Source organism: Sphingomonas sp. PvP055, assembly GCF_040546365.1.
Taxonomy (GTDB): Bacteria; Pseudomonadota; Alphaproteobacteria; order Sphingomonadales; family Sphingomonadaceae; genus Sphingomonas; species Sphingomonas echinoides_A.
In genome coordinates this window covers 129970-150222 of the sequence record NZ_JBEPNS010000002.1, presented here as the reverse complement: position 1 = coordinate 150222, position 20253 = coordinate 129970, and the positions used below count along the sequence as shown (strand labels likewise).

Sequence of the window (20253 nt, the reverse complement as noted above, 5' to 3'; positions counted from 1 at the left end):
GTCCTTGACGGCCGACGATCTGAGTCGATAGCTATATAGAAAAGCGAATATCGTCAACGATCCATGGTGCCGGCGACGCGGGCGCGGATCGCGGCGATGGCACCGACGGCACACAGCAGCAGCACGGCGAGCGCGAAAACAGGAATGTCGGGGGACCCGCTGCGCTGGATTGCCCAGCCGATCGCAGCCGGTGCCACGGCGCTGCTCGCATTGCCGCACAGATTGATCACGGCGACATTGCCGGGCCGGTCGCTCGGCAGATAACGCGTCGGGATCGTCCAGAACACCGATTGCGCGCCCCCCAGCCCGAGGCAGCCGACCACCAGCAGCGCAAGCGCCGGCGCGCCGCCACCACTGGCCGCCGCCAGCGCAAGCCCTGCCGCGGCAAGCAGCGCCCCGAACGCGACGTGGCGGAATCGCTCGCCGGTGCGATCCGAATGTCGCGCGTTGAGCGCCATGCCGAGCCCGATCGCGATCCAGGGCAAGGCCGCGATCACACCCACCATCACCGGCCGATGGACCCCGCTTGCGGCGATCACGCTCGGCAGCCAGAAGATCAGTGCGTTGGCCCCCGTCACCAGCGCCAACCATGCGAAGGCGCAGAGCCATAGCACCGGATCGCCCCATGCGACGGGCGCCCGCGCCGCGGCACCGTGCTGTTCCGCCGCCAGGCTCGTCGCGATCCAGCGGCGTTCGGCAGCGTCGAGCCAGCGCGCATCATCCGGCGAATCGGCAAACCATATCAGCGCGATCGCCCCCAGCAGCACGGTCACCCCGCCCTCTACCAGGAACATCAGCCGCCACCCCGCGATCCCGCCGAGGTCGAGCCCGACCAGCCCCCCGCACAACGGACCGCCGATCACCACCGACACCGGCACCGCTAGCAGCGTCAGCGCTATCGAACGGCTGCGATACGCCTGCGGCAACCAGCGACTGATGTACCACACCACCCCAGGCGCAAACCCGCTCTCGAACACGCCGAGCAGAACCCTCAGCAGGAAGAAGTGCCACGGCAGCGTGATCGCCGCCATCGCGATCGACACCAGCCCCCAACCGCCGACACTCAGTGCGATCCAGCGCCGCGCGCCCCAGCGCCGCAGCAGCGCGACGCTCGGCAATTGAAAGGCGAGATAGCCGACGAAGAACAACCCCGCGCCGACCCCATAAGCCGTCGGCGACAGGCCAACGCTGCGGTTCATCCGCAACGCGGCAAAGCTGATATTCACCCGGTCGATCGAACTCAGCACGATCAGCAGCGCCAGCACCGCGACCACGCGCACCATCACCTTGCGATATACGCGGTCTCCGATCGCCGCCATTGCATCCTCCGATTTTGTCCGGGCTTGCCAAGCGCAGCGCGCCACGTCAACGAGATCGTCAACGATCTTGATAGAGGCTTCGCGTCATGCAGGACTATGATCCCCTCGCCCACGAGACATTCGAGACGCCGCACCGCGTCTTCGCGGCGCTGCGCGCGACCTGCCCGGTCGCGCATAGCGACGCCTTCGGCGGCTTCTGGATGCTGACGCGCCATGCCGACGTGAAGCGCGTGCTCGATGATCCGATCGAGTTCACCACGCGCGTCCGTAACGTCGTTCCCGGCGCCTCGGCGACTGGACGGCGCCCACCGCTCCACCTCGATCCACCCGAGCATACCCCGTATCGGCGCGCGATCGACCGCGCGATCGGCCCGCGTCGTGTCGAGACGATCGCGCCGCTGATCGCAGACCATGCCCGCCGCCTGCTTGCCTCTTATGTAGCGCAGGGCGGCGGCGATCTGGTGGAGGACTATTCGAGCCCGCTGCCCGCACTGGTCTTCGCCGACTGGTTCGCGCTGAACCCCGCGCAGACCGATCTGCTATGGCGCACCGCGCAGGGCTTTGTGAAAGCATGGGAGGATTTCGACGTCGCGACGGTCAGTCGCACCAGCGCAATCCTCTACGATCTTGCCGGCAGCCTCGTCGCCGCCCGGCGCGCGACGCCGCTCGACCCCGAGCAGGATCCGGTCAGTTCGCTGCTTGCCGCACGCGACGCCGCAGATGCGCCGCTCCCCGACGAGATGCTGGTCGGCTGCGTCCGCCAGATCCTCGTCGTGGGTCTGGTCGCGCCGCCGGTGTTCCTCGGCAGCGTCGCGGTTCACCTCGCGCGCGATCCCGACCTCCAGCAGCGCCTTCGCGCCGACCCGTCGCTGATCCCCGCGGCGACCGAGGAGTTCCTGCGGCTCTACACCCCATATCGCGGCTTCGCCCGCACCAGCGTGTCGGGAGTCGAGATCGGCGGGCGGTCCATTGCCCCGGGCGAGCCGATCGCGCTGGCCTATGCCTCGGCCAATCGCGACGAGGCCGTGTTCGACGCGCCCGATACCTTCCGGCTCGGGCGGCCCAACATCGGCGAACACCTCGCGTTCGGTCGTGGCCCGCATCGCTGCGCCGGCATGGCGATGGCGCGTACCGAACTGCAGATCGCGATCCGCGAACTGCTCGCCGCGACCCGGACGATCGCGCTGGCGGGTGACGTGCGGATGAGCGGGATGCCCGAAGTCGGGCCGATCTACGTCCCGCTCCGCGTAGCCTAGACCGCGATGTCGCTTTCGAGCCGTACCGCCACTTCGAGTGCCTCGGCGATATGCGCGCGCATCAGCCGTTCGGCACGCGCCGCGTCGCCCGCCACGATCGCCACCGTGATCTTGCGATGACCGGCGTTGGCGTCGTCGATCCGCTCCGGGTTCGTAGAAGGTCGAGAACAGCAGGCGATAGAGCGGTACGCGCAGCCGATCGACGAAGGTCGCGACATAGGCGTTGCCGGCACCGGCGATGATCGCGTCGTGCCACGCGTCGTTCAACCGCGCGAACCGGGCATGATCGCCGGTATGCTCGCACCCGTTCATCTGCTCCTGCAGCGCGACGATTTCCCGCTTGACCGGTTCGGGGGCGAGGATCGCACAATCATGCGCGGCGAGTCCTTCGAGCGCCATGCGCGTGCGGTAGATCTGCCGCATCTCGGCCGGCGTGAAACTGCGGACGGAAGCGCCGCGAAACTCCTCCAGCAGCACCAATCCCTCGGTCTCGAGGCGTTGCAGTGCCTCGCGCACGCGGGCGCGCGGGCTGCCGGTCTCGCGAATCAGGTCGGGCTCGACCAGGCGCTGACCCGGCGCGAACCGTCCGGCGCGGATCCCGTCGCGTAGCCAGCCGACCAGTTCGGCGACGCTCATGGCGGGCGCGCGTTGCGGGGTTGGGGAGGCGGTCATCCCGGCCAGTTGGGGAACACCCCCTGTTTTTGTCAACGAGCCATATTGCCGACGGTTACGATTTCCGTTATTCGCCATAACAAATAAGGAGAGGTTCGATGGCTAGCGATGGTTCGATGCTCGCGCCCGACGATGTGGCGCAGGGTGCCCGGTTCGAGCGGCGTAATCCTGTTACCGGAGAGGTCGCCAGCAGCGCGCCCGCCGCGACCGTGGCCGACGCCGATGCCGTGGTCGAAGCCGCGGCGGCCGCCTTCCCCGGCTGGGCGGCGCTTGGCCCCAACGCGCGTCGCGCGGCGCTGATGCAGGCCGCGGTCGCGCTCGAAGCCCGTGCCGACGCCTTCGTCGAGGCAATGATGGGCGAGATCGGCGCGACCGAGGGCTGGGCGCGTTTCAACCTGATGCTCGCCGCCGGCATGGTGCGCGAGGCCGCCGCGCTGACCACGCAGATCAGCGGCGAGGTGATCCCCTCGGACAAGCCCGGCTGCATTTCGATGGCATTGCGCGAGCCGGTCGGCGTGCTGCTCGGCATCGCGCCGTGGAACGCGCCGATCATCCTCGGCGTCCGCGCGATCGCGGTGCCGCTGGCGTGTGGGAACACGGTGGTGCTCAAGGCGTCCGAGCAATGCCCCCGCACGCACGGCCTGATCGTCGAGGCGTTCGAGGAAGCGCTTCCCGCCGGCGTCGTCGGCGTCGTCACCAATGCCCCCGCCGATGCGGGCGCGATCGTCGGCGCGTTGATCGACCATAAGGCGGTCAAGCGGATCAACTTCACCGGCTCGACCGCGGTCGGCAAGATCATCGCCAAGCGCGCCGCCGAGCATCTCAAACCCGTGCTGCTCGAACTCGGCGGCAAGGCCCCGTTGATCGTGCTCGACGACGCCGATCTCGACGAGGCGGTCAAGGCCGCCGCGTTCGGCGCGTTCATGAACCAGGGCCAGATCTGCATGTCGACCGAGCGGATCATCGTGCTCGACAGAGTGGCCGACGCCTTCGTCGCTAAGTTCAAGGAGAAGGTCGGCAGCATGCCGGTCGGCGATCCGCGCGCGGGCAACACGCCGCTCGGCGCGGTGGTGGACCAGAAGACCGTCGATCATGTCCGCGAGCTGATCGACGACGCGCTGTCGCGCGGCGCCGAACAGCTCGTTGGCGGCACGGCGAACGGCGTGCTGATGCCCGCGCACGTGATCGACAAGGTCACCCTCGAGATGCGGCTGTTCCGCGACGAGAGCTTCGGCCCGGTCGTGGGCGTGATCCGCGCGAAGGACGAGGCCGAAGCGATCGCGCTTGCCAACGACACCGAATACGGTCTCTCCGCCGCGGTGTTCACCCGCGACACCGCGCGCGGCCTGCGCGTGGCGCGTCAGATCCAGTCGGGCATCTGCCACATCAACGGGCCGACCGTCCACGACGAGGCGCAGATGCCGTTCGGCGGGGTGAAGGGATCGGGTTACGGCCGTTTTGGCGGGAAGGCCGGGATCGACAGCTTTACCGAGCTGCGGTGGATCACGATCGAAACGCAGCCCGGCCACTTCCCGATCTGAATCGCGCGTGACGCTGCCCCCGCCCCCGCCCGGTCTCGACCATGTCTTCTCGCTGTTCGTCGAAGTCGCCGTCCCGCAGGAGCAGGGGATCATCGACGGTCGGCAGCTACGCTTCGTTGCGATCACCGGGGGCCGCGTCGCGGGGCCGCGGTTGAACGGCGTGGTGCTGCCGGGCGGCGGCGACTGGCAAGCGATCCATGCCGACGGCCTCGCGCTGCTCGAGACGCGCTACGCGATCCGCGCCGAGGACGGCGCGGTGATCGGCATCACCAACCCGGCCGTCCGCGTGGCCAGCGAAGCGGTGACGCACCGCCTCGCGCGCGACGAGCCGGTCGACCCGGCCGACTATTACTTCCGCAGCACGCCGCGCTTCACCGCGCCCGAGGGCAGGCACGGCTGGCTGCGCCGCACCATCTTCGTCGGGGTTGGCATCCGCCGCCCCACGCAAGTCGAGATCCACGTGTTCGCCGTCGCATGACGGCCAGTCTTTACAGGGAGTGATTACATGACACAGACCAGCAGCAACGGCGTCGTCGCTTATGAGATCGTCGACCGCATCGCCTGGGTGCGCTTCAACCGCCCCGACAAGCGTAACGCGATGTCGCCGACGCTCAACCGCGACATGATGGAAGTGCTCGACCTGCTCGAGTTCCACGAGGACGTCGGGGTGCTCGTATTGACGGGCGAAGGCTCGGCCTGGACCGCGGGTATGGACCTCAAGGAATATTTCCGCGAGACCGAAGCCAAGGGCCTCGCCGGCACGCGCAAGGCGCAGAGCGAGAGCTATGGCTGGTGGGCGCGGCTGCGCTGGTACCAGAAGCCGACGATCGCGATGGTCAACGGCTGGTGCTTCGGCGGCGGCTATGGCCCGCTGTTCGGCTGCGACCTCGCCTTCGCTGCCGAGGACGCCAAGTTCGGGCTTAGCGAAATCAACTGGGGCATCCTCCCCGGCGGCGGCGCGACCAAGGTCGCGACCGAGCTGATGCCGCTGCGCAAGGCGATGTATCACGCGATGACCGGCGAGAACATCAGCGGCACCACCGCCGCCGAATGGGGTCTGGTCAACGAAGCCGTCCCGCTCGACCGGCTCAAGGATCGCGTCACCGAAGTCGCGCACGTCCTGCTCGCCAAGAACCCGGTCGCGCTCAAGGCGACCAAGGACGCCGTCCGTCGCGTCGGCGAGATGACCTATGACAATGCGCAGGACTATCTGATCCGCGCGCAGGAAGCCGCCAACAGCTATGACGGCGAGGGCCGCAAGGAGGGCATCCGCCAGTTCATCGACGAGAAGAGCTACAAGCCCGGCCTCGGCACCTACGACACCAGCAAGACGCAGGGCTGAGGACGCCGTGGCCGCCCGCCCGCCCGTCACCGCGCTCGATCGTCTGCTGCGCCCACGCTCGGTCGCGATCGTCGGCGCGTCGGAGAAACCCGGCGCGCTCGGCAACCAGGTGCTCGCCAATCTCGAGCGCCACGGCTTTGCGGGGGAGATCCACCTGATCAACCCCAAGGCACCGGTGATCGGGGGGCGGCGGGCGTTGGCGAGTATCGCCGAGTTGCCCGACGGGGTGGATGCGGCGGTGCTGGCGATCCCGGGCGGCGCGGTGCTTGCCTCGGTCGAGGCGCTCGCAGCGCGCGGGGTGGGCGCTGCCATCATCTTCTCGGCGGGTTTTGCCGAGGGCGGTGCGGAGGGTATCGCAGCGCAACAGGCCGTCGCGCGGATCGCGGCGGAGAGCGGCATGGTGATCGAGGGGCCGAACTGCCTTGGGATGGTCAATTACGTCGACGGCGTGCCGCTCACCTTCGTGCAGACGCCGGCCTATCGGCTGGGCGACAAAAAGGGTGTCAGCATCGTCTCGCAATCGGGCGCGATGGCGGTGGTGCTCGGCACGACGCTGATGGCGAAGGACCTCGGCCTCTCGCTCTCGGTCTCGACCGGCAACGAGGCCGCCTCCGGGGTCGAGGACTATGTCGAACACCTCCTCGCGGACGCATCGACGCAGGTCATCGCGATGATCGTCGAGCAGTTCCGCCAGCCCGCGCGCTTCCTTGCGCTTGCCGCACGCGCGCGCGCCGCGGGCAAGCAGATCGTGCTGCTTCACCCGGGACAGTCGAGCGCCGCGCGCGAATCGGCGGCGACGCACACCGGCGCGATGGCGGGCGACTGGCAGGTGATGAAGACCAAGGTCGAGCGCGCCGGCGTGATCGTCGCGCAGACGCTCGAGGAACTGGGCGACCTCGTCGACATCCTCTACCGCGCCGGCATGCCGCACCCCGGCGGCGCGGCGGTGCTCACCGAATCGGGCGCGTTCAAGGCGCTGACGCTCGACCTGTGCGAAGCCGAAGGCCTGACGCTCCCCGCCCCCTCCGCCGACACGGCCGCAGCCTTGCGCGCCGCAGTGCCCGACTTCATCCCGGTCAGCAATCCGATGGACCTGACCGCACAGGCACTGGTCGATCCCGATCTCTATCGCCGCACGCTGGCGCCGCTGCTGGCGGACGATGCCTTCGCCGCGATCGTGCTCGGCATCATCCAGACCGACGAAGCGACTTGCCGTCTCAAGTTCGACCCGATCATCGCCGCGATCCGCGCGCTCGCCCCCGCCAAGCCGGTGATCTTCGCCGGCCTCGACGATGGCGCGCCGGTGCCTGCCGCCTACATCGCCGGGCTGCGCGATCTGGGCGTCCCCTATTTCCCGGCGCCCGACCGCGCGTATCGCGCGCTCGCCCGGCTGGCGGAGCGCGCCGCGCGGGATTTCGAGACGGTGCAGACCGAAGCAACCGCGCCGATCGTGGTGCCGGCCGGCGTCATCCCCGAATATCGGTCCAAGGCGCTGCTCGCGCCCTTCGGGGTCGCTTTCTCAGACGGCGGACTTGCCACCTCGGCGGAGGAAGCGCAGCGGATCGCGGGCGAAATCGGCTATCCCGTCGTGCTCAAGGCGCAGGCCAGCGCGCTCAGCCACAAGAGCGATGCGGGGGGCGTGATCCTCAACCTGGCCGATGCCGAAGCGTTGGCGCGCGGCTGGGCCGAGATGCATGACGCCATCGCCCGCCACGCCCCCGGCCTGACGCTCGACGGACTGCTGGTCGAAACGATGGGCGCGCGCGGCGTCGAGCTGATCGTCGGCGCGCGGAACGACCCCGACTGGGGCGCGGTGATCCTCGTCGGCTTTGGCGGGGTCCAGGCCGAGATCCTGCAGGACGTCCGCCTGTTACCGTCGGACCTCACGCCCGCCGCGATCATCGCCGAACTACGCAGGTTGAAGAGCGGCGCGCTGCTCGATGGCTGGCGCGGATCGCCTGCGCTTGATCTCGACGCCGTCGCCGGCATCATCGCTGCGGTGGGCAAGGCGCTCGCTGCCGCGCCGAACATCCGCGAGATCGATCTCAACCCGGTGGTCGTCTATCCGCGCGGTCAGGGCGCGATCGCGCTCGACGCGTTGATCCTCGCCGACTGAGCGGTCAGCCTGCGCGCGCCTCGATCCGGGCCAGCAGATCGATCAGCTGCTGTCGGTCGGCGACGCTGAGATCGCGCAGCACATTGGCCTCGTGCGCGCGGATCCGGGCCAGCGCGCGCCGGAACATCGCATGCCCCGCCTCGGTCAGCGACAGGATGAACGCGCGGCGGTCGCTCGGATCGACCTGACGGTCGATCCAGCCGCGCTCGGCCATCTCGTTGACCGGCGCGACCATGTTGGCGCGCTGAATGCCGAGCATCCGCCCGACCGTCCCCTGGTTGATCCCCGGATTGGCGTCGACGATCGATAGGATCCCGAACAGCACCTGGCGAATGCCGGTTCCCTCCAGCGCGCGCGAGAAATCACCCGCCATCACCGCGGAGGCGCGCCGCATGTGATAGCCGATCAGCTCTGCCAGCACGCCCAGGTTGACGGTATCTTCAGTCGGTGTCGGCGCGATTTCGGCCAAGGCTTGCTCCCGTTCAGTCGCGGCGACGCTAATCGACATTGCCGACCGGCTCAATGCCGCCCGACAACGCCGCGAACCGCGCCCGTGCGCCGAGCAGCGCGGCGGCCGCGATCAGCGACCCCGCGCCCATCAGCGCCGAAACCAGCGGAAGCCCATAGCCCGCCGCGAACAAGACCCCTGCCAACGCGGGGGCGAGCGCCGACCCACCACGTCCGACACCGATCACCAGCCCGGTCGCGCTCGCGCGCAAATGGGTCGGGTAAGCTTGCGCCAGCAGCGCATAGATGCCGACGACGCCGGCATTGGTCGCGAAGCCCACGACCGCACCGGTCAACGACAGCCAGCCGAGGCTGCCCCGTTGATAGCCAAACAGCAGGACGAGCGCGGTCGAGGCGAGCATCGCCGCTATCGTGAGCCAATAGACGCGCGCGCGCAGCGTGAGCAATCCGAGCGTCAGCGAGCCGAGCGCACCGCCGACGCTTGCCCAGACCAGCACGCCCGCCGCCATCGGGGGCGGGAAGCCGAAATCCACGACGATCTTGGGGATCCATTTCAGGATATAATAAAAGGTCATGATATGGGAGAGATAGGCAAGGGTGAGCAGCACGGACAGCATGCGATGGGGCGGCGATAGCAAGGCCGCCATGCTGACCCGCGCCGGCCGCGCCGCGGGCACCGGCAGCGCCGCGACGGGCGCATGTCCCATTCGCGCCAGCGTACGGTTCACCCGTGGCAGGGTGGTAGCGCCCGGCCGCTGGAGCAGGAACGCGATCGACTCCGGCACGCGCCACAGCACCAGGGGGACGAAGCACAACGTCACGATGCCCCCGAAGACGAACACCGCGCGCCAGCCATAATGGCCGAGCAGCACCGCCGCGATCATCCCCCCGATGATCGTGCCGACCGGATAGCCGCCCGCCATCAGGACCACCGCAAGGCTTCGCCTCTGCCCGTTTGCCGCTTCCGCCACCGCAGCATTGGTGGCAGCGAGCATTCCGCCGATCCCGAGCCCGGTCAGGACGCGCCACGCCGACAGCGCCATCACATGCTGCGCGGTCGCCGCGCCGAACATGCCGAGCGACATCGCGCCCAGACATCCGAGGATCGTCACGCGCCGACCGAAACGGTCGGCGACCCCCCCGAGCAGCAGCGACCCGACCGCCATCCCGATCAGCTCCATCGACAGGACGAGCCCGAGCGCGCTGCGGTCGATCTGCCAGTCCGCGGCGATCCCCGGCGCGGCAAAGCTGATCGAGAGCACGTCGAACCCGTCGAGCGCGTTGAGCCCGACCATCACCGCGACGACGATCCACTGAAAGCGCGACATCGGCGCACGCTCGATCGTCGTGCGGGGATCCTCGGTCATCATTCTCTCCTAGCCGCCGAGACTGTAGAATTTTGCTATGACACGCAACCGGTTTGCACGGGCTGGCGATCACCGCGTCGGAAGGACGGTCGGATCCGCTCCGCCTCGGTCGCGCGACGACGGGGTTACGGTTGCCGGAGGATGACCCAGTCGTCCGCCCAGACGCGATCGAGCGGTGGGAGGCCGGTCGCCTGTCCGATCCGATCGATATACGCCGCGATCGTCCCGGCCCTGGCGCCCCGCGCGCGTTGGGGGCGCCCCGGCGGCGCGAACCACATCGGCATGAACCCGGTCTCGATCGTACCGTCGGCGCCGATCCTGCAGCGCCCGATCATCCCGTTGACCGCTTCGGGATGGAACGGCGCGAGCACGTACGCCGGGTCGGGCTCGAACCCGAACATCGCCTTGCGCCGCTCGGCCCATGCGGCGCGCGCCGGATGGTCCTGTGCCGGACTGAGCGCATGGGTGACGACCACACCGTTGCCCAGGCCGTGGAAGATCGGCTTGCCGCGATACAGCTCGATCCCGCGGGCGATATGCGCGTGATGGCTGGCGACCACGTCCGCGCCGGCGTCGATAGCGGCCTGCGCGACCGGTCGCTCGTACGGCGCCAGCGTCGCCGGCCGGTGCGTGATCCCCTTGTGCAGCGCGACGATCACGATATCGGCACGCGACCGCACCGCGCTGATCTGACGCGCCATCAGCGCGAGCGACGCGGGATCGGCGTCGCGCAGATCCGCCTGCGGGCGCGCGGGGCCGCCATCGGCGGCGCGGATCACGATGTAATTCGCCCCCGCCGTGTCCGCACCGGCCCAACCGAGCGCAGGACCCACGCAATTGTAGCTCAGCAGCGCGATCCGCCGCCCTTCGCGCACGACGATCGCAGGCGATTGCGCCGCGGCGAGCGTCGCGCCGGCGCCGGCATGCGCGATCCCGAGCGCATCGAGCCCGGCGATCGTGTCGGCGATCCCTTGTGCCCCGCAATCCGCGATGTGATTGCCCGCGAGCGACACCAGACCGATTCCCGCGCGGGCCAGCGCGGCCAGATGCGCGGGCTCCGCGCCCGGTGCAGGCACGTCGCCGACCATTTCCTGCCTGTGGTGCGTATGCGGCACCTCGAGATGGCCGATCGCGAGGGTGGCGGCGCGGGTGACGGGCGCGATCCCGGCGAGCCAATGGTCGGGTTCGGGAACGTCGAGGATCAGGTCGCCGAGAAACAGCAGGTCGATCATGCGACGACGCCCGCCTCCCGCAGCGCGGCGATCGTCGCGGGGGTCAGCCCGAGCGAGGCGAGCACCGCATCGGTCTGTTCGCCGAGCCGCGGTACGCGTGGCATCGGGCCGCGCTCGGTCGCAAACCCCGCGCCGACCACGGCAAGCGGGCGATCCGCGCCGGGCAATGCGACCGGCTCGAGCGTAGCGCGCCATGCAACGTGCGGATCGGTGGCGATCTCGCCGACGGTACGCAGCTTCGCCGCAGGCACGCCGCGCGCAACCAGATCGCACTCCAGCGTCGCCGCATCGCAAGCCGCCACCCGCTCGACCAGCCAGTCGCGCATCGCAGCATAATGCGCCACGCGGGCACCATGCGTCGCAAAGCGCGGATCATCGAGCAGGGCGGGATGGCCGAGCACCGCGAACAGCGCGGCGACCTGCGCCTGTTCATTGGCGCCGAGCGCGATCCACCCGTCGCGCGTCGCATAGAATTCGGAAGTCGCGACCAGCCGGAAGCCGCGATTGCCCGTACCGCCCGGTGTCACGCCGCTGTACGAATGCACCGCGACCGTCGTATTGACGAGCTTGAGCGCGGCGTCGAGCATCGCGACGTCGAGATGCGCGCCCTCCCCCGTCGCGTCGCGCGTACGCAGCGCGGCGAGCAATGCGATCACCGCGAGATACCCCGTGAAGGAATCGATGATCGGGATGCCGATCTTGAGCGGCCCGTCGGCGGTCGCATTGAGCATCGCGATGCCCGACATCGCCTGCGCGATATGATCGTAGGCACCGTGCTGCGCGAGTGGACCGGTCTGCCCGAATCCGCTGATCGACACGACGATGAGACGCGGGTCGGCCGCGCGCAAGGCATCGGGCGCGAGATCGAGCCGCGCGAGCACACCGGGGCGGTAATTCTCCACCACCACGTCGGCGCGCGCGATCAGGTCGCGCGCGATCCGCTGCCCCTCCGCGCTCTTCAGATCGATCGCGATCGAGCGTTTGCCGGCGTTGATCGACGCGAAGGGAATGCTGAGCAACGCCGCTCCGCCATGTTCGGTGTAATGCCGAAAGCCGTCGCCGCGTCCGGGAGGCTCGATCTTGATCACCGTGGCGCCAAGCTGCGCGAGCATGTTGGTGCAGGTCGGCCCGGATATGGCATGGGTGAAGTCGATCACCACGAGACCGTCGAGCGCGGTCACGCCGCGCCCGTCGTGCTCGAGAACAGGCCGGCGCGTTCGAGCCGGGCGATCGCATCGGCATCGAGCCCGATCTCGCCCAGGATCGCATCGCGGTCGGCGCCCGGCGCGGCCGCGGCGCGGTGCAGGCCGGGCATGATCCCGCCGATCGCAAACGGCGTCCCGATCTGCTCGACCGCGCCACCGTCCGCTACCGGCAATATGACATGCATCCCGCGCGCCGTCGCATTGGGCTGCCGGAGCGCCTCGCCCGCCGTCAGCACCGGCATCGCCTGCGTATCGGCGGTTTCGAACAGCGCGAGCCATTCCGCGCGCGGGCGCGTCGCGAACAGGTCCGCGAGCTCGCGGGCGATCTGCGGATACGCCGCCACGTCGAACTGCCGCTCCACCAGATCGATCCGGTCGATCGCGGCGCAGAAACGCGCCCAATAGCGCGGTTCCATGTCGGTCGTGCACAGATATTGCGCGTCCGCGCATCGCCACACCCCGCCCTTGGGGTGCCACGCGCCGTCGGGCAGGCCGATCGTCGCGGGATCCTCGGCCCGGCCAAGCGCGACCATCAGTAACGGCATCGCCGCATCGATCATCGCGACATCGACATGCGCGCCCCGCCCGCTCGCCTCCCGCGCGGTCAGCGCGAGCAGGATCGCGATCGTCGCATGCGCCCCCGCCAGAACGTCCGCGACCGGCAGGCCCGGAAGCGTCGGCACCGGCTGGCCGTTCAGGCGGGAGAGAACCCCCGCTGCGGCAAGCGCCGCCGGATCGTGGCCGGCGCGGTGCGCGAGCGGACCGTCCTGCCCGGCAAAACTCACCGAGGCATAGACCAGTCGCTGGTTGATCGCCGCCGCCGCATCATAGCCGAACCCCATCGCCGCCATCGTGCCCGGGCGGAAATCCTCGACCAGCACGTCGGCGCGCGCGATCAGCGCATCCAGGATCGGCTTCGCGTCGGGATGCCCGGGATTGATCGCGAGGCTGCGTTTGTTGCGCGTTTCGGTCGGGCGCGCGCGGGCGCGCAGCCGCGCGGCCGGATCGGCCCGGCCGCCAAGCATCGTGTCGCGCTTGGCCAGTTCGCGCGGATGCTCGATCCGGATGACGTCCGCCCCCATGTCGCCCGCGATCCAACCGAAATAGGTGCCTGGCAGATAGCGCGAGAATTCGAGCACGCGACGGTTGGCGAGCGGACCGGTCATGCGAAGCGCCGCGCCGCATAAGCGCTGGCCGGACCTTCGATGAACGCCGTAATCCGCCCGTGCAAGCGATCGAGATCGTCGCCTTGCAGCCCGAAATTGTCGACCCCCAGTTCGAGCACCGGCACCCCCGCCGCGACCAGCGCGCGCACCACGAACGGATCGGCATCCGCCAGCGCCAGCGCACCGTCGATCTGATGCGTCTGCGCCTCATGGACATGCCATGGCCCGGCCCAGCTCGGCATGCGCAATTCATCGCCCATCGTCAGGAAGCGCGCCGCAAGCGAGCGCAGCGGATCGCGCCCGCGGTCGAAATGCCGGATATATCCGTCGGCGGCGAGGGCGAGATACATCGACCAGACGAACACTGCGCCATGGCTCTCCTCCCAGCGCTGGTAGAAAGCGGTATCGCTCCACAGCCCGCGTCCAACCCACATCAGCCGCACCTTTTCCTGCGCAACCACCCCCTGCCCCGCTGCCGCGCGCGCCACGACCTCGTCATGGAAGGCACGCGCCGCATCGCGCGCCCACACGCTACCACGGTGCCATTGCGGCACCATCGTCGCCGGCATGCTGTCCACGATGCTGATCGGCGCGGGGACGGTCCGCGCGATCAGGTCACGGGTGGCGCGGTAATAGCCTTCCTGTTCGTTGACGAGATCGAGGATCGCGCGGAAGCGCATGGTGTCGAACGGCTGCCCCGTCGCGGCCTCGAGCTGCGCGATCACCGCGCGCAATTCTTCGACGAGCAGGTCGATCCGTTCGGGCTCGAGCGCGCTGTCCCAATCGTCGGGCATCACCTCCCACCAGCGCGTCTCGATCGTCGTGCGCGGATCGACGGTGCGTTCGTAGACGAAGCCAGCCGCGCCGCTGGCCTCGGCCATCGCCTCGTAGATCGCCGGCGTCGGATCGGACGAGGCGATCGCGTGGACGAAATCGGGTCGCGGCAGCCCACCCCACGGCGCCTGGTCCATATCCGTGTCGAACACCGCCGCAAGCGCCTGCGTGCTATAGGCTTCCACCTCGGCCGGATACCCCTGCTCGACGAGCAGGCCGCGATAGCGCTGCGACTGCTGCTTGGCGGCGACGATCGACGCCCACCATTGGTTGACGACGAACGGCAGGTCGAAGGCGCGCAATATCTCCTGCGGGGCATTGGCGTTGACCACCGCGAATTTGGCGCCATCGGCGACCCGCGCCCGCACCGCGCCGAACCATTCGCGCTGGTACGTTCCGAAATCGGCGTTGGCCTGCAACAGCTTGCGGCTGCGTGCCGGGCGCGACGCCGGTGTCGGGCGTGCGGCCGGCAGGGCGCGGTCGGGTTCGGGTTCGGGGCGGATCCAGGGTTCGATCGGTGTCGCGCCTGCACGCGCGCGCAGCGGGCGGACCAGCCACGGCGCGACTTCGTCCGCGTCGAGCGTCAGCGCGACGATCGCGTCCGCGCCGGCGGCGTGCGCCTCGGCGACACAGCGGTCCGCCACTTCGGCGAGCATGCGCGCTGCCAGCGGGGCGCGGCGTCGCGGATCGGCGAGCGCGTCGAGGCTTGCCGCGGGCGGCGCGGCGAAGCGGTTCCAGCCCCAATCGTGCGTCTCGCCGACGATCACCGCATCGTCCTGCTCGAGTTCGGCATAGACGCGATCGTCTTCGGGCGCACTGCCGGTGACCCACAAGCGCCGGGCGCACGCGATCGGCGCCGGCACGTCGGCCAGGATCGTATCGAGATGCGCGATCGTCTCGGCGATCGGCAACGTGCTGGATGCGCCGACGATATGCAGCAGGTCCGTACCCGACAGCCGCGGGTTCGCCGCCTGACGCAACGCTTGCGCGGCGATCACCCGCTCGCGCAGCCGGACTTCGTCCGCGGCATGCGCGGAAATCGCCGCATCCGACGCAAGGGTGCCGCCTTCCGCGACGAGCCATGCGCCAAGCTGGGCAAGACGTGAGCGGTTATAGCGCCGCGAACCGTCGCGTGGTTGATGCAGCAGGTCGAGCATCGCGAAACGGCGCGGCCCGCCTTCGCCCAGACGGCGCAGTTCGCGCAGCGCGGCGAACAATTGGGGTTGCTCGCTGTCGGCGCGGGTGATCAGGATCGGCACCGCGGCGTGCCGCGGGTCGAGCAGCCACTCGAGCAGCCGGTGCGCCCGGCGGCGGCCGGTCGCGGGGCCGATCAGCGCATCGGCGCGTGGCGTCTCCGCCAGATCGGGGGGGGCGACGCGCACCGGGGTGAAGCCTGCCGCGCGCAGCAGCGCATCGGGGGCATCGCTCCCGATCGTCCGGATCACGCGCGCGCCCCGGTCGCGCAACGTCGCCGCGACCATATCGGGATCGCGATACGCCGCGCGCATCGCCGCCAGCGCCGCCGCCGAACCGGTCATCAGATCGCGCCTTCCAGCGCCAGCGCGGCGATCCGCGCATCGTCATAGCCGAGCAGCCCGCGCAGAATCTGTTCATTATGCTCGCCGATGCGGACCGGAAGCGCCGGATCGAACCCCGTACGCGCGCCCGAGAAGGTGATCGGAACGCCCACGCTGCGCAGGTCGACGTCGGAGGGATAGGCGGGATGCTGCACCGGCATCGTCTCGTTGCGCGCCACCACGCGCGGATCGAGCAACGCTTCCTCGGGATGGCGGACCGGCGCGGCGGGAACGTCCTCGGCCTGCAACGCCGCGACGACGTCGGCGACGCTGTGCTGCTTCGACCAGGCGGTGATTTCCAGTTCGAGCGGGATCGCATTGGCGACGCGCAGGTCGCGTCCGGCGAAGCGCGGATCGTTGGCAAGCTCGGGTCGCCCCATCGCGCGGAACAGCCCGCGCGCGAGCTTTTCATGGACCGCGACGATGGCGACATAGCCGTCGGCGCATTCGAACACGCCGAACGGGGAGAGCCGCTGCACCGTCAGCCCGGTGCGCGCCGGCATTCCGGCGGCGGCCAGCGCCGACCAGTTCTCGATCGCGACGAACGACGTCAGCGCGCCGAGCATCGAGACGTCGACATGCTGCCCCTCCCCCGTGCGGTGGCGTTGTTCGAGCGCGGAGAGGATGCCGATCACCGCGAACACCGGCGCGAGCATGTCGGCGACCGGGATGCCCATCCGCACCGGCGGCGTACCCGGCTCGCCGCTTGCATACATCGCCCCCGACAGCGCCTGGATGATGACGTCCATCGCCTTGCCGTCCGGGCTGGCCGCGCCGAAGCCCGAGAGCGAGCAATAGATGATGTCGGGCTTTGCCGCCTTCGCCACGGCATAGCCGACGCCGAGGCGATCGGCGGTGCCGGCGGCGAAATTCTCGACGACGATATCGGCGTGCGCACACAGGTCGTGAAACACCTGCCGTGCGCTCTCCAGCTTGAGGTTGAGCGAGACACCGTGCTTGCCCCGCGCGCGCGACAGATGCGAGATCGAGATATCGTCGTCGTGGAGCTTCTCGACCGTCACGCCGTCGCGACCGACATACGGGCTGTTGTCGCGCGCGAGATCACCGCCCTGCGGATCCTCGACCTTGATCACTTCGGCACCGAGGCCGGCAAGCAGCAGGGTCGCATAGGGACCGGCGAGCGCGCGGGTCAGGTCGATCACGCGCAATCCCTCGAGCGGTCGCGGGGTGGTGTGCTGGGTCATTGGATTTCCTGCGGAAGGGAAGGGCCGGCCGCGCAGCGGGGCGCGGCACCGGCCGGAGACTGGTGGATCAGCGCCTGGGCCGCGCGGAAGATCGGCAGGCCGTCGATCCCGAAGCGCGCGAGTGCCTTTGCGGTCACGGCGGAATCGCGATTGTAGAGCGCGTCGAAGCGCGCTTGGTCGCCGGCCAGGATCGGCGTGAAGACGACGCCGTGCTGATGGCCGAACGCCTGTCCGGTCTGTTCGGCGCGCACGATCGTCCGCGCGAGCGCGGCCTCCCAGACCAGCTGGCTGCGCGCCAGCAGCGCCTGGAACTCGGCCGGCAGCGCGTTCCAGCGCGCGGCGTTCATCGCCCGCGCAGGATAGGCGCCGCGACTGATGCGAAGCGTGACGAAGTGATGCGCGACCTCGGCGAAATCGAGGCTCTTGAGCGTGTCGGCGGGGGCGACCACGCCGTCGATCACGCCCTTGGCGAGCGCCGGATAGACGTTGCCCATCGGCATATCGACCGGATCGGCGCCGAGCTGGCGCAGCACGCCGGTATTCTCGGCCGGTGCGCGCAGGCGCAGCCCGCGCAGATCGGCCAGGCTCCGGATCGGCCGGTTGCGCGTGACGATGCCGGGCAGATTGCCGCCCTGGACCGCCAGCACGCGCAATCCGTCGAGTTCGTCGCGGAGCACGGGGAAGGTGGCGATCAGGCATTTGTACACGCCGACCTGCTGCTCGATCGACCCGACATGGCCGTAGAAACCGACCTGCGCCCGCTGCGCATGGGCGTTGCCGAGCGTGTAGATCGGCGTGATCAGCCCGACATCGGCGACTCCGTGGCGGATCTCCTCCATGCTCTGGTTGCTCGACAGCAGCGCACCGCCCCAGAAGGCGTGGATCTTGATGCGGCCGTGCGATTCCCGCTGGACCCAGTCGATCCATTGCTGATCGGCCTGGCTGAACGGATGGCTCGGCGGGTACGGCGTGGCATAGGTCAGCACGACCACGTCGGGATCGCGCCGCGCGCACCCGGCGAGCGCGCACAGCGCTAGGATCAGGCAGACGAAGCGCATCATCCGAGCATCCTCGGCAGCCACAGCGCCACCGCCGGCACGGCGATCAGCAGGGCGAGGTGGAGGAAATCGACCACCAGGAACGGCACGATGCCGCGGAAGATCGTCGCGAGCGGGATGTCCTTCGCGATCTCCTGAATGACATAGACGTTGAGCCCGAGCGGGGGATGGACGAAGCCGATCTCCATTGTCCGCACCAGGAAGATGCCGAACCAGATCGGGCTCATGCCGAGATCATGGATGATCGGCAGGAAGATCGGCGTGGTCAGCAGCATCAGCGCGATCCCGTCGAGGAACGAGCCGAGCACCAGCAGCGCCACCGCCATCGCGACGATCGCGAGGATCGGCGAGGCATGCAGGCTGGTCACGCCGTGCGCCAGCCACGCCGCGATCCCGGTCACGCTGACGAAGGTCGCGAACAGCAGCGCACCGATGATGACGAGATAGATCATTCCCGTCGTGCGCAGCGTCGCGTCGAGCGCCCCGCGCACGCCGGCCACGCTCAGCCGGCCGCGCCACCAGCACAGCAGCAGTGCAGCGACCGACCCGACCGAGGCCGCCTCGGTCGGGGTGAACCAGCCGATGAACAGCCCGCCGATGACGAACACGATGAGCGCCAGCACGTCGATCACCTGCACCAGCGCGGCCCCCCGCTCGCGCCACGGCACGCGTACCGTGCGCGGGCCCAGCGACGGGTTGATCCGGCAGAGCACCGAGATCGCGACGATGTAGAACAGCGCCTGGGTGATGCCGGGAATGATCGCGGCGGCGAACAGCTTGCCGATCGACTGTTCCGCGACGATCCCGAACACGATCAACGCACCCGACGGCGGCACCAGCGAGCCGAGCGTCCCGCCGGCGGCGAGCGCCCCCGTCGCGAAGGACGGGGCGTAATTGGCCTTGCGCATCTCCGGCAAGGCGACCGCGGTGACGGTGGCGACGGTCGCGAGGCTCGATCCGCTGATCGCGCCGAACCCGGCGCACCCGCCGATCGAGGCGATCGCGAGCCCGCCGCGGCGATGCCCGACGAACTTGGCGGCAACGTCGAAGAAGTCACGGCTTGCCCCCGCCGCGAAGCAGAGATGCGCCATCAGCACGAACAGCGGCAACACGCCGAGCTCGTAACGGCTGATGGTGTCGAAGCCGATCACGCCGAGCTTGATCAGCGCCGCCTCCGGGGAGATCAGCACCGACAGCCCGATCACCGCGACCAGGATCAAGGCGATGCCGATCGGCAGGCCCAGCGCGAGCAGGCTGAGCAGCCCGATCAGCCCCAGCACCCCGACGATTTCGGGAATGAGCACGCTCATCGCGGCCGCGCCCACGCGCGCGCCGCGAACAGCGCGGCGGCCACCGCGGCACCCACGGTCCAGAACAGCCGGAACCAGCGCAGCGGCAGACCGAGCACCTCGGTCACCTCATGGCCATTCCACAGATCGGCGGCGAGCCAGATCGACCCGGCGATCAGCACCAGCATGATCAGCGCGCTAGCAAGGCTCGCGGCGCGCTCCAGCGCATGCGCGACGCCGTCGCCGACCTGCTCGAGCAGGATCCGGACGCGGGCATGCGTGCCGTCGATCGTTGCAATCACGATCGCCGACGTCGCCGCCACCACCACGCAGGCCTCGACGATCTCGATCGCGCCGAGCAGGCTGACGCCCAGATGCCGCCCGGCCACCGCCAGCGCGTCGGTTGCCATCGCCAGCAGCAAGGCGGCCGACCCCGTGCCGAGCGCGATCGCGCGGATCCGGGGATGCGAACGGTCCGCCGGGGTTTCCGCCGGCATCGCGATGTCGGTCGCGCCCGGGAGGTCAGGATCGGTGCGGGGCAGATTTTCAACCATGGAGATACGCTACCATGGACCGCCGGTAGGATTGCGCCTGCCGACAATCGCG

At 69.4% G+C, this 20253-nt stretch carries 16 protein-coding genes and 1 pseudogene; 5 read left to right on the top strand and 12 right to left on the bottom strand.

Annotated features, from left to right (window positions below; all coding sequences use genetic code 11):
* Positions 1 to 53: 53 nt before the first annotated feature.
* On the bottom strand, positions 54 to 1319 hold the full coding sequence (locus ABIC16_RS19435) for an MFS transporter (protein WP_354292505.1): 1266 nt from the start codon (positions 1317 to 1319) through the stop codon (positions 54 to 56).
* Between the two features lie 86 nt (positions 1320 to 1405).
* On the opposite strand from ABIC16_RS19435, the gene ABIC16_RS19430 reads away from it, so the two are divergent.
* Complete coding sequence (locus tag ABIC16_RS19430) at positions 1406 to 2575, top strand: cytochrome P450 (protein WP_354292504.1); 1170 nt, start codon at positions 1406 to 1408, stop codon at positions 2573 to 2575.
* Here ABIC16_RS19430 and ABIC16_RS19425 read toward each other — a convergent pair.
* Positions 2572 to 3211, bottom strand: a pseudogene (locus ABIC16_RS19425) (GntR family transcriptional regulator). The gene ABIC16_RS19430 and the pseudogene ABIC16_RS19425 sit on opposite strands and share 4 nt — an antisense overlap.
* 134 nt (positions 3212 to 3345) lie before the next feature.
* On the opposite strand from ABIC16_RS19425, the gene ABIC16_RS19420 reads away from it, so the two are divergent.
* Genes ABIC16_RS19420 through ABIC16_RS19405 form a run of 4 tightly spaced genes read left to right on the top strand, consistent with a single transcriptional unit; the run spans position 3346 to position 8246 of the window.
* Positions 3346 to 4788 (top strand): aldehyde dehydrogenase, encoded by a 1443-nt coding sequence (locus tag ABIC16_RS19420; protein ID WP_354292503.1) that lies wholly within the window; start codon positions 3346 to 3348, stop codon positions 4786 to 4788.
* A gap of 7 nt (positions 4789 to 4795) precedes the next feature.
* Positions 4796 to 5266 (top strand): DUF3237 domain-containing protein, encoded by a 471-nt coding sequence (locus ABIC16_RS19415; protein ID WP_354292502.1) that lies wholly within the window; start codon positions 4796 to 4798, stop codon positions 5264 to 5266.
* 27 nt (positions 5267 to 5293) lie between these two features.
* Complete coding sequence (locus ABIC16_RS19410) at positions 5294 to 6130, top strand: p-hydroxycinnamoyl CoA hydratase/lyase (RefSeq protein WP_354292501.1); 837 nt, start codon at positions 5294 to 5296, stop codon at positions 6128 to 6130.
* A 7-nt stretch (positions 6131 to 6137) separates the two neighbouring features.
* The gene (locus ABIC16_RS19405; protein ID WP_354292500.1) at positions 6138 to 8246 is read left to right on the top strand and encodes an acetate--CoA ligase family protein; all 2109 of its coding nucleotides are present in this window, start codon (positions 6138 to 6140) and stop codon (positions 8244 to 8246) included.
* 4 nt (positions 8247 to 8250) lie between these two features.
* On the opposite strand, the gene ABIC16_RS19400 is transcribed toward ABIC16_RS19405, so the two are convergent.
* The 10 genes from ABIC16_RS19400 to ABIC16_RS19355 all read right to left on the bottom strand — a co-directional run bounded on the left by ABIC16_RS19400 (position 8251) and on the right by ABIC16_RS19355 (position 20201).
* Entirely contained in the window at positions 8251 to 8715 is a 465-nt protein-coding gene (locus tag ABIC16_RS19400) for a MarR family winged helix-turn-helix transcriptional regulator (RefSeq protein WP_354292499.1), read from the bottom strand.
* Positions 8716 to 8743: 28 nt separating this feature from the next.
* Positions 8744 to 10081, bottom strand: a complete 1338-nt coding sequence (locus ABIC16_RS19395) for an MFS transporter (protein WP_354292498.1) — start codon at positions 10079 to 10081, stop codon at positions 8744 to 8746.
* Positions 10082 to 10206: 125 nt separating this feature from the next.
* Positions 10207 to 11313, bottom strand: a complete 1107-nt coding sequence (locus ABIC16_RS19390; RefSeq protein WP_354292497.1) for a CapA family protein — start codon at positions 11311 to 11313, stop codon at positions 10207 to 10209.
* The gene (locus tag ABIC16_RS19385; RefSeq protein ID WP_354292496.1) at positions 11310 to 12494 is read right to left on the bottom strand and encodes a CaiB/BaiF CoA transferase family protein; all 1185 of its coding nucleotides are present in this window, start codon (positions 12492 to 12494) and stop codon (positions 11310 to 11312) included. Before ABIC16_RS19385 ends, ABIC16_RS19390 begins: the two co-directional genes overlap by 4 nt.
* Positions 12491 to 13684 carry a CaiB/BaiF CoA transferase family protein gene (locus tag ABIC16_RS19380; protein ID WP_354292495.1) on the bottom strand — a complete coding sequence of 398 codons (1194 nt, stop codon included), beginning with the start codon at positions 13682 to 13684 and terminating at the stop codon, positions 12491 to 12493. Before ABIC16_RS19380 ends, ABIC16_RS19385 begins: the two co-directional genes overlap by 4 nt.
* The gene (locus ABIC16_RS19375) at positions 13681 to 16056 is read right to left on the bottom strand and encodes a 2-hydroxyacyl-CoA dehydratase (protein WP_354292494.1); all 2376 of its coding nucleotides are present in this window, start codon (positions 16054 to 16056) and stop codon (positions 13681 to 13683) included. The genes ABIC16_RS19380 and ABIC16_RS19375 overlap by 4 nt, the downstream gene beginning before the upstream one ends.
* Complete coding sequence (locus tag ABIC16_RS19370) at positions 16056 to 17300, bottom strand: CaiB/BaiF CoA transferase family protein (protein ID WP_354292493.1); 1245 nt, start codon at positions 17298 to 17300, stop codon at positions 16056 to 16058. The genes ABIC16_RS19375 and ABIC16_RS19370 overlap by 1 nt, the downstream gene beginning before the upstream one ends.
* Positions 17297 to 18361, bottom strand: a complete 1065-nt coding sequence (dctP, locus tag ABIC16_RS19365; RefSeq protein WP_354292492.1) for a TRAP transporter substrate-binding protein DctP — start codon at positions 18359 to 18361, stop codon at positions 17297 to 17299. The genes ABIC16_RS19370 and dctP overlap by 4 nt, the downstream gene beginning before the upstream one ends.
* A complete protein-coding gene (locus tag ABIC16_RS19360) occupies positions 18358 to 19668 on the bottom strand; it encodes a TRAP transporter large permease (protein WP_354292491.1) in 1311 nt (436 codons plus the stop codon). Before ABIC16_RS19360 ends, dctP begins: the two co-directional genes overlap by 4 nt.
* Positions 19665 to 20201, bottom strand: a complete 537-nt coding sequence (locus tag ABIC16_RS19355) for a TRAP transporter small permease (RefSeq protein WP_354292490.1) — start codon at positions 20199 to 20201, stop codon at positions 19665 to 19667. Before ABIC16_RS19355 ends, ABIC16_RS19360 begins: the two co-directional genes overlap by 4 nt.
* Positions 20202 to 20253: the final 52 nt, after the last annotated feature.

What these genes read in the sequence shown, in the direction of transcription:
- ABIC16_RS19435 (WP_354292505.1), bottom strand. Translation starts at nt 1,319, where the DNA reads ATGGCGGCGATCGGAGACCGCGTATATCGCAAGGTGATGGTGCGCGTG.
- ABIC16_RS19430 (WP_354292504.1), top strand. Translation starts at nt 1,406, where the DNA reads ATGCAGGACTATGATCCCCTCGCCCACGAGACATTCGAGACGCCGCAC.
- ABIC16_RS19420 (WP_354292503.1), top strand. Translation starts at nt 3,346, where the DNA reads ATGGCTAGCGATGGTTCGATGCTCGCGCCCGACGATGTGGCGCAGGGT.
- ABIC16_RS19410 (WP_354292501.1), top strand. Translation starts at nt 5,294, where the DNA reads ATGACACAGACCAGCAGCAACGGCGTCGTCGCTTATGAGATCGTCGAC.
- ABIC16_RS19395 (WP_354292498.1), bottom strand. Translation starts at nt 10,081, where the DNA reads ATGACCGAGGATCCCCGCACGACGATCGAGCGTGCGCCGATGTCGCGC.
- ABIC16_RS19390 (WP_354292497.1), bottom strand. Translation starts at nt 11,313, where the DNA reads ATGATCGACCTGCTGTTTCTCGGCGACCTGATCCTCGACGTTCCCGAA.
- ABIC16_RS19380 (WP_354292495.1), bottom strand. Translation starts at nt 13,684, where the DNA reads ATGACCGGTCCGCTCGCCAACCGTCGCGTGCTCGAATTCTCGCGCTAT.
- ABIC16_RS19375 (WP_354292494.1), bottom strand. Translation starts at nt 16,056, where the DNA reads ATGACCGGTTCGGCGGCGGCGCTGGCGGCGATGCGCGCGGCGTATCGC.
- ABIC16_RS19370 (WP_354292493.1), bottom strand. Translation starts at nt 17,300, where the DNA reads ATGACCCAGCACACCACCCCGCGACCGCTCGAGGGATTGCGCGTGATC.
- dctP (WP_354292492.1), bottom strand. Translation starts at nt 18,361, where the DNA reads ATGATGCGCTTCGTCTGCCTGATCCTAGCGCTGTGCGCGCTCGCCGGG.
- ABIC16_RS19360 (WP_354292491.1), bottom strand. Translation starts at nt 19,668, where the DNA reads ATGAGCGTGCTCATTCCCGAAATCGTCGGGGTGCTGGGGCTGATCGGG.
- ABIC16_RS19355 (WP_354292490.1), bottom strand. Translation starts at nt 20,201, where the DNA reads ATGGTTGAAAATCTGCCCCGCACCGATCCTGACCTCCCGGGCGCGACC.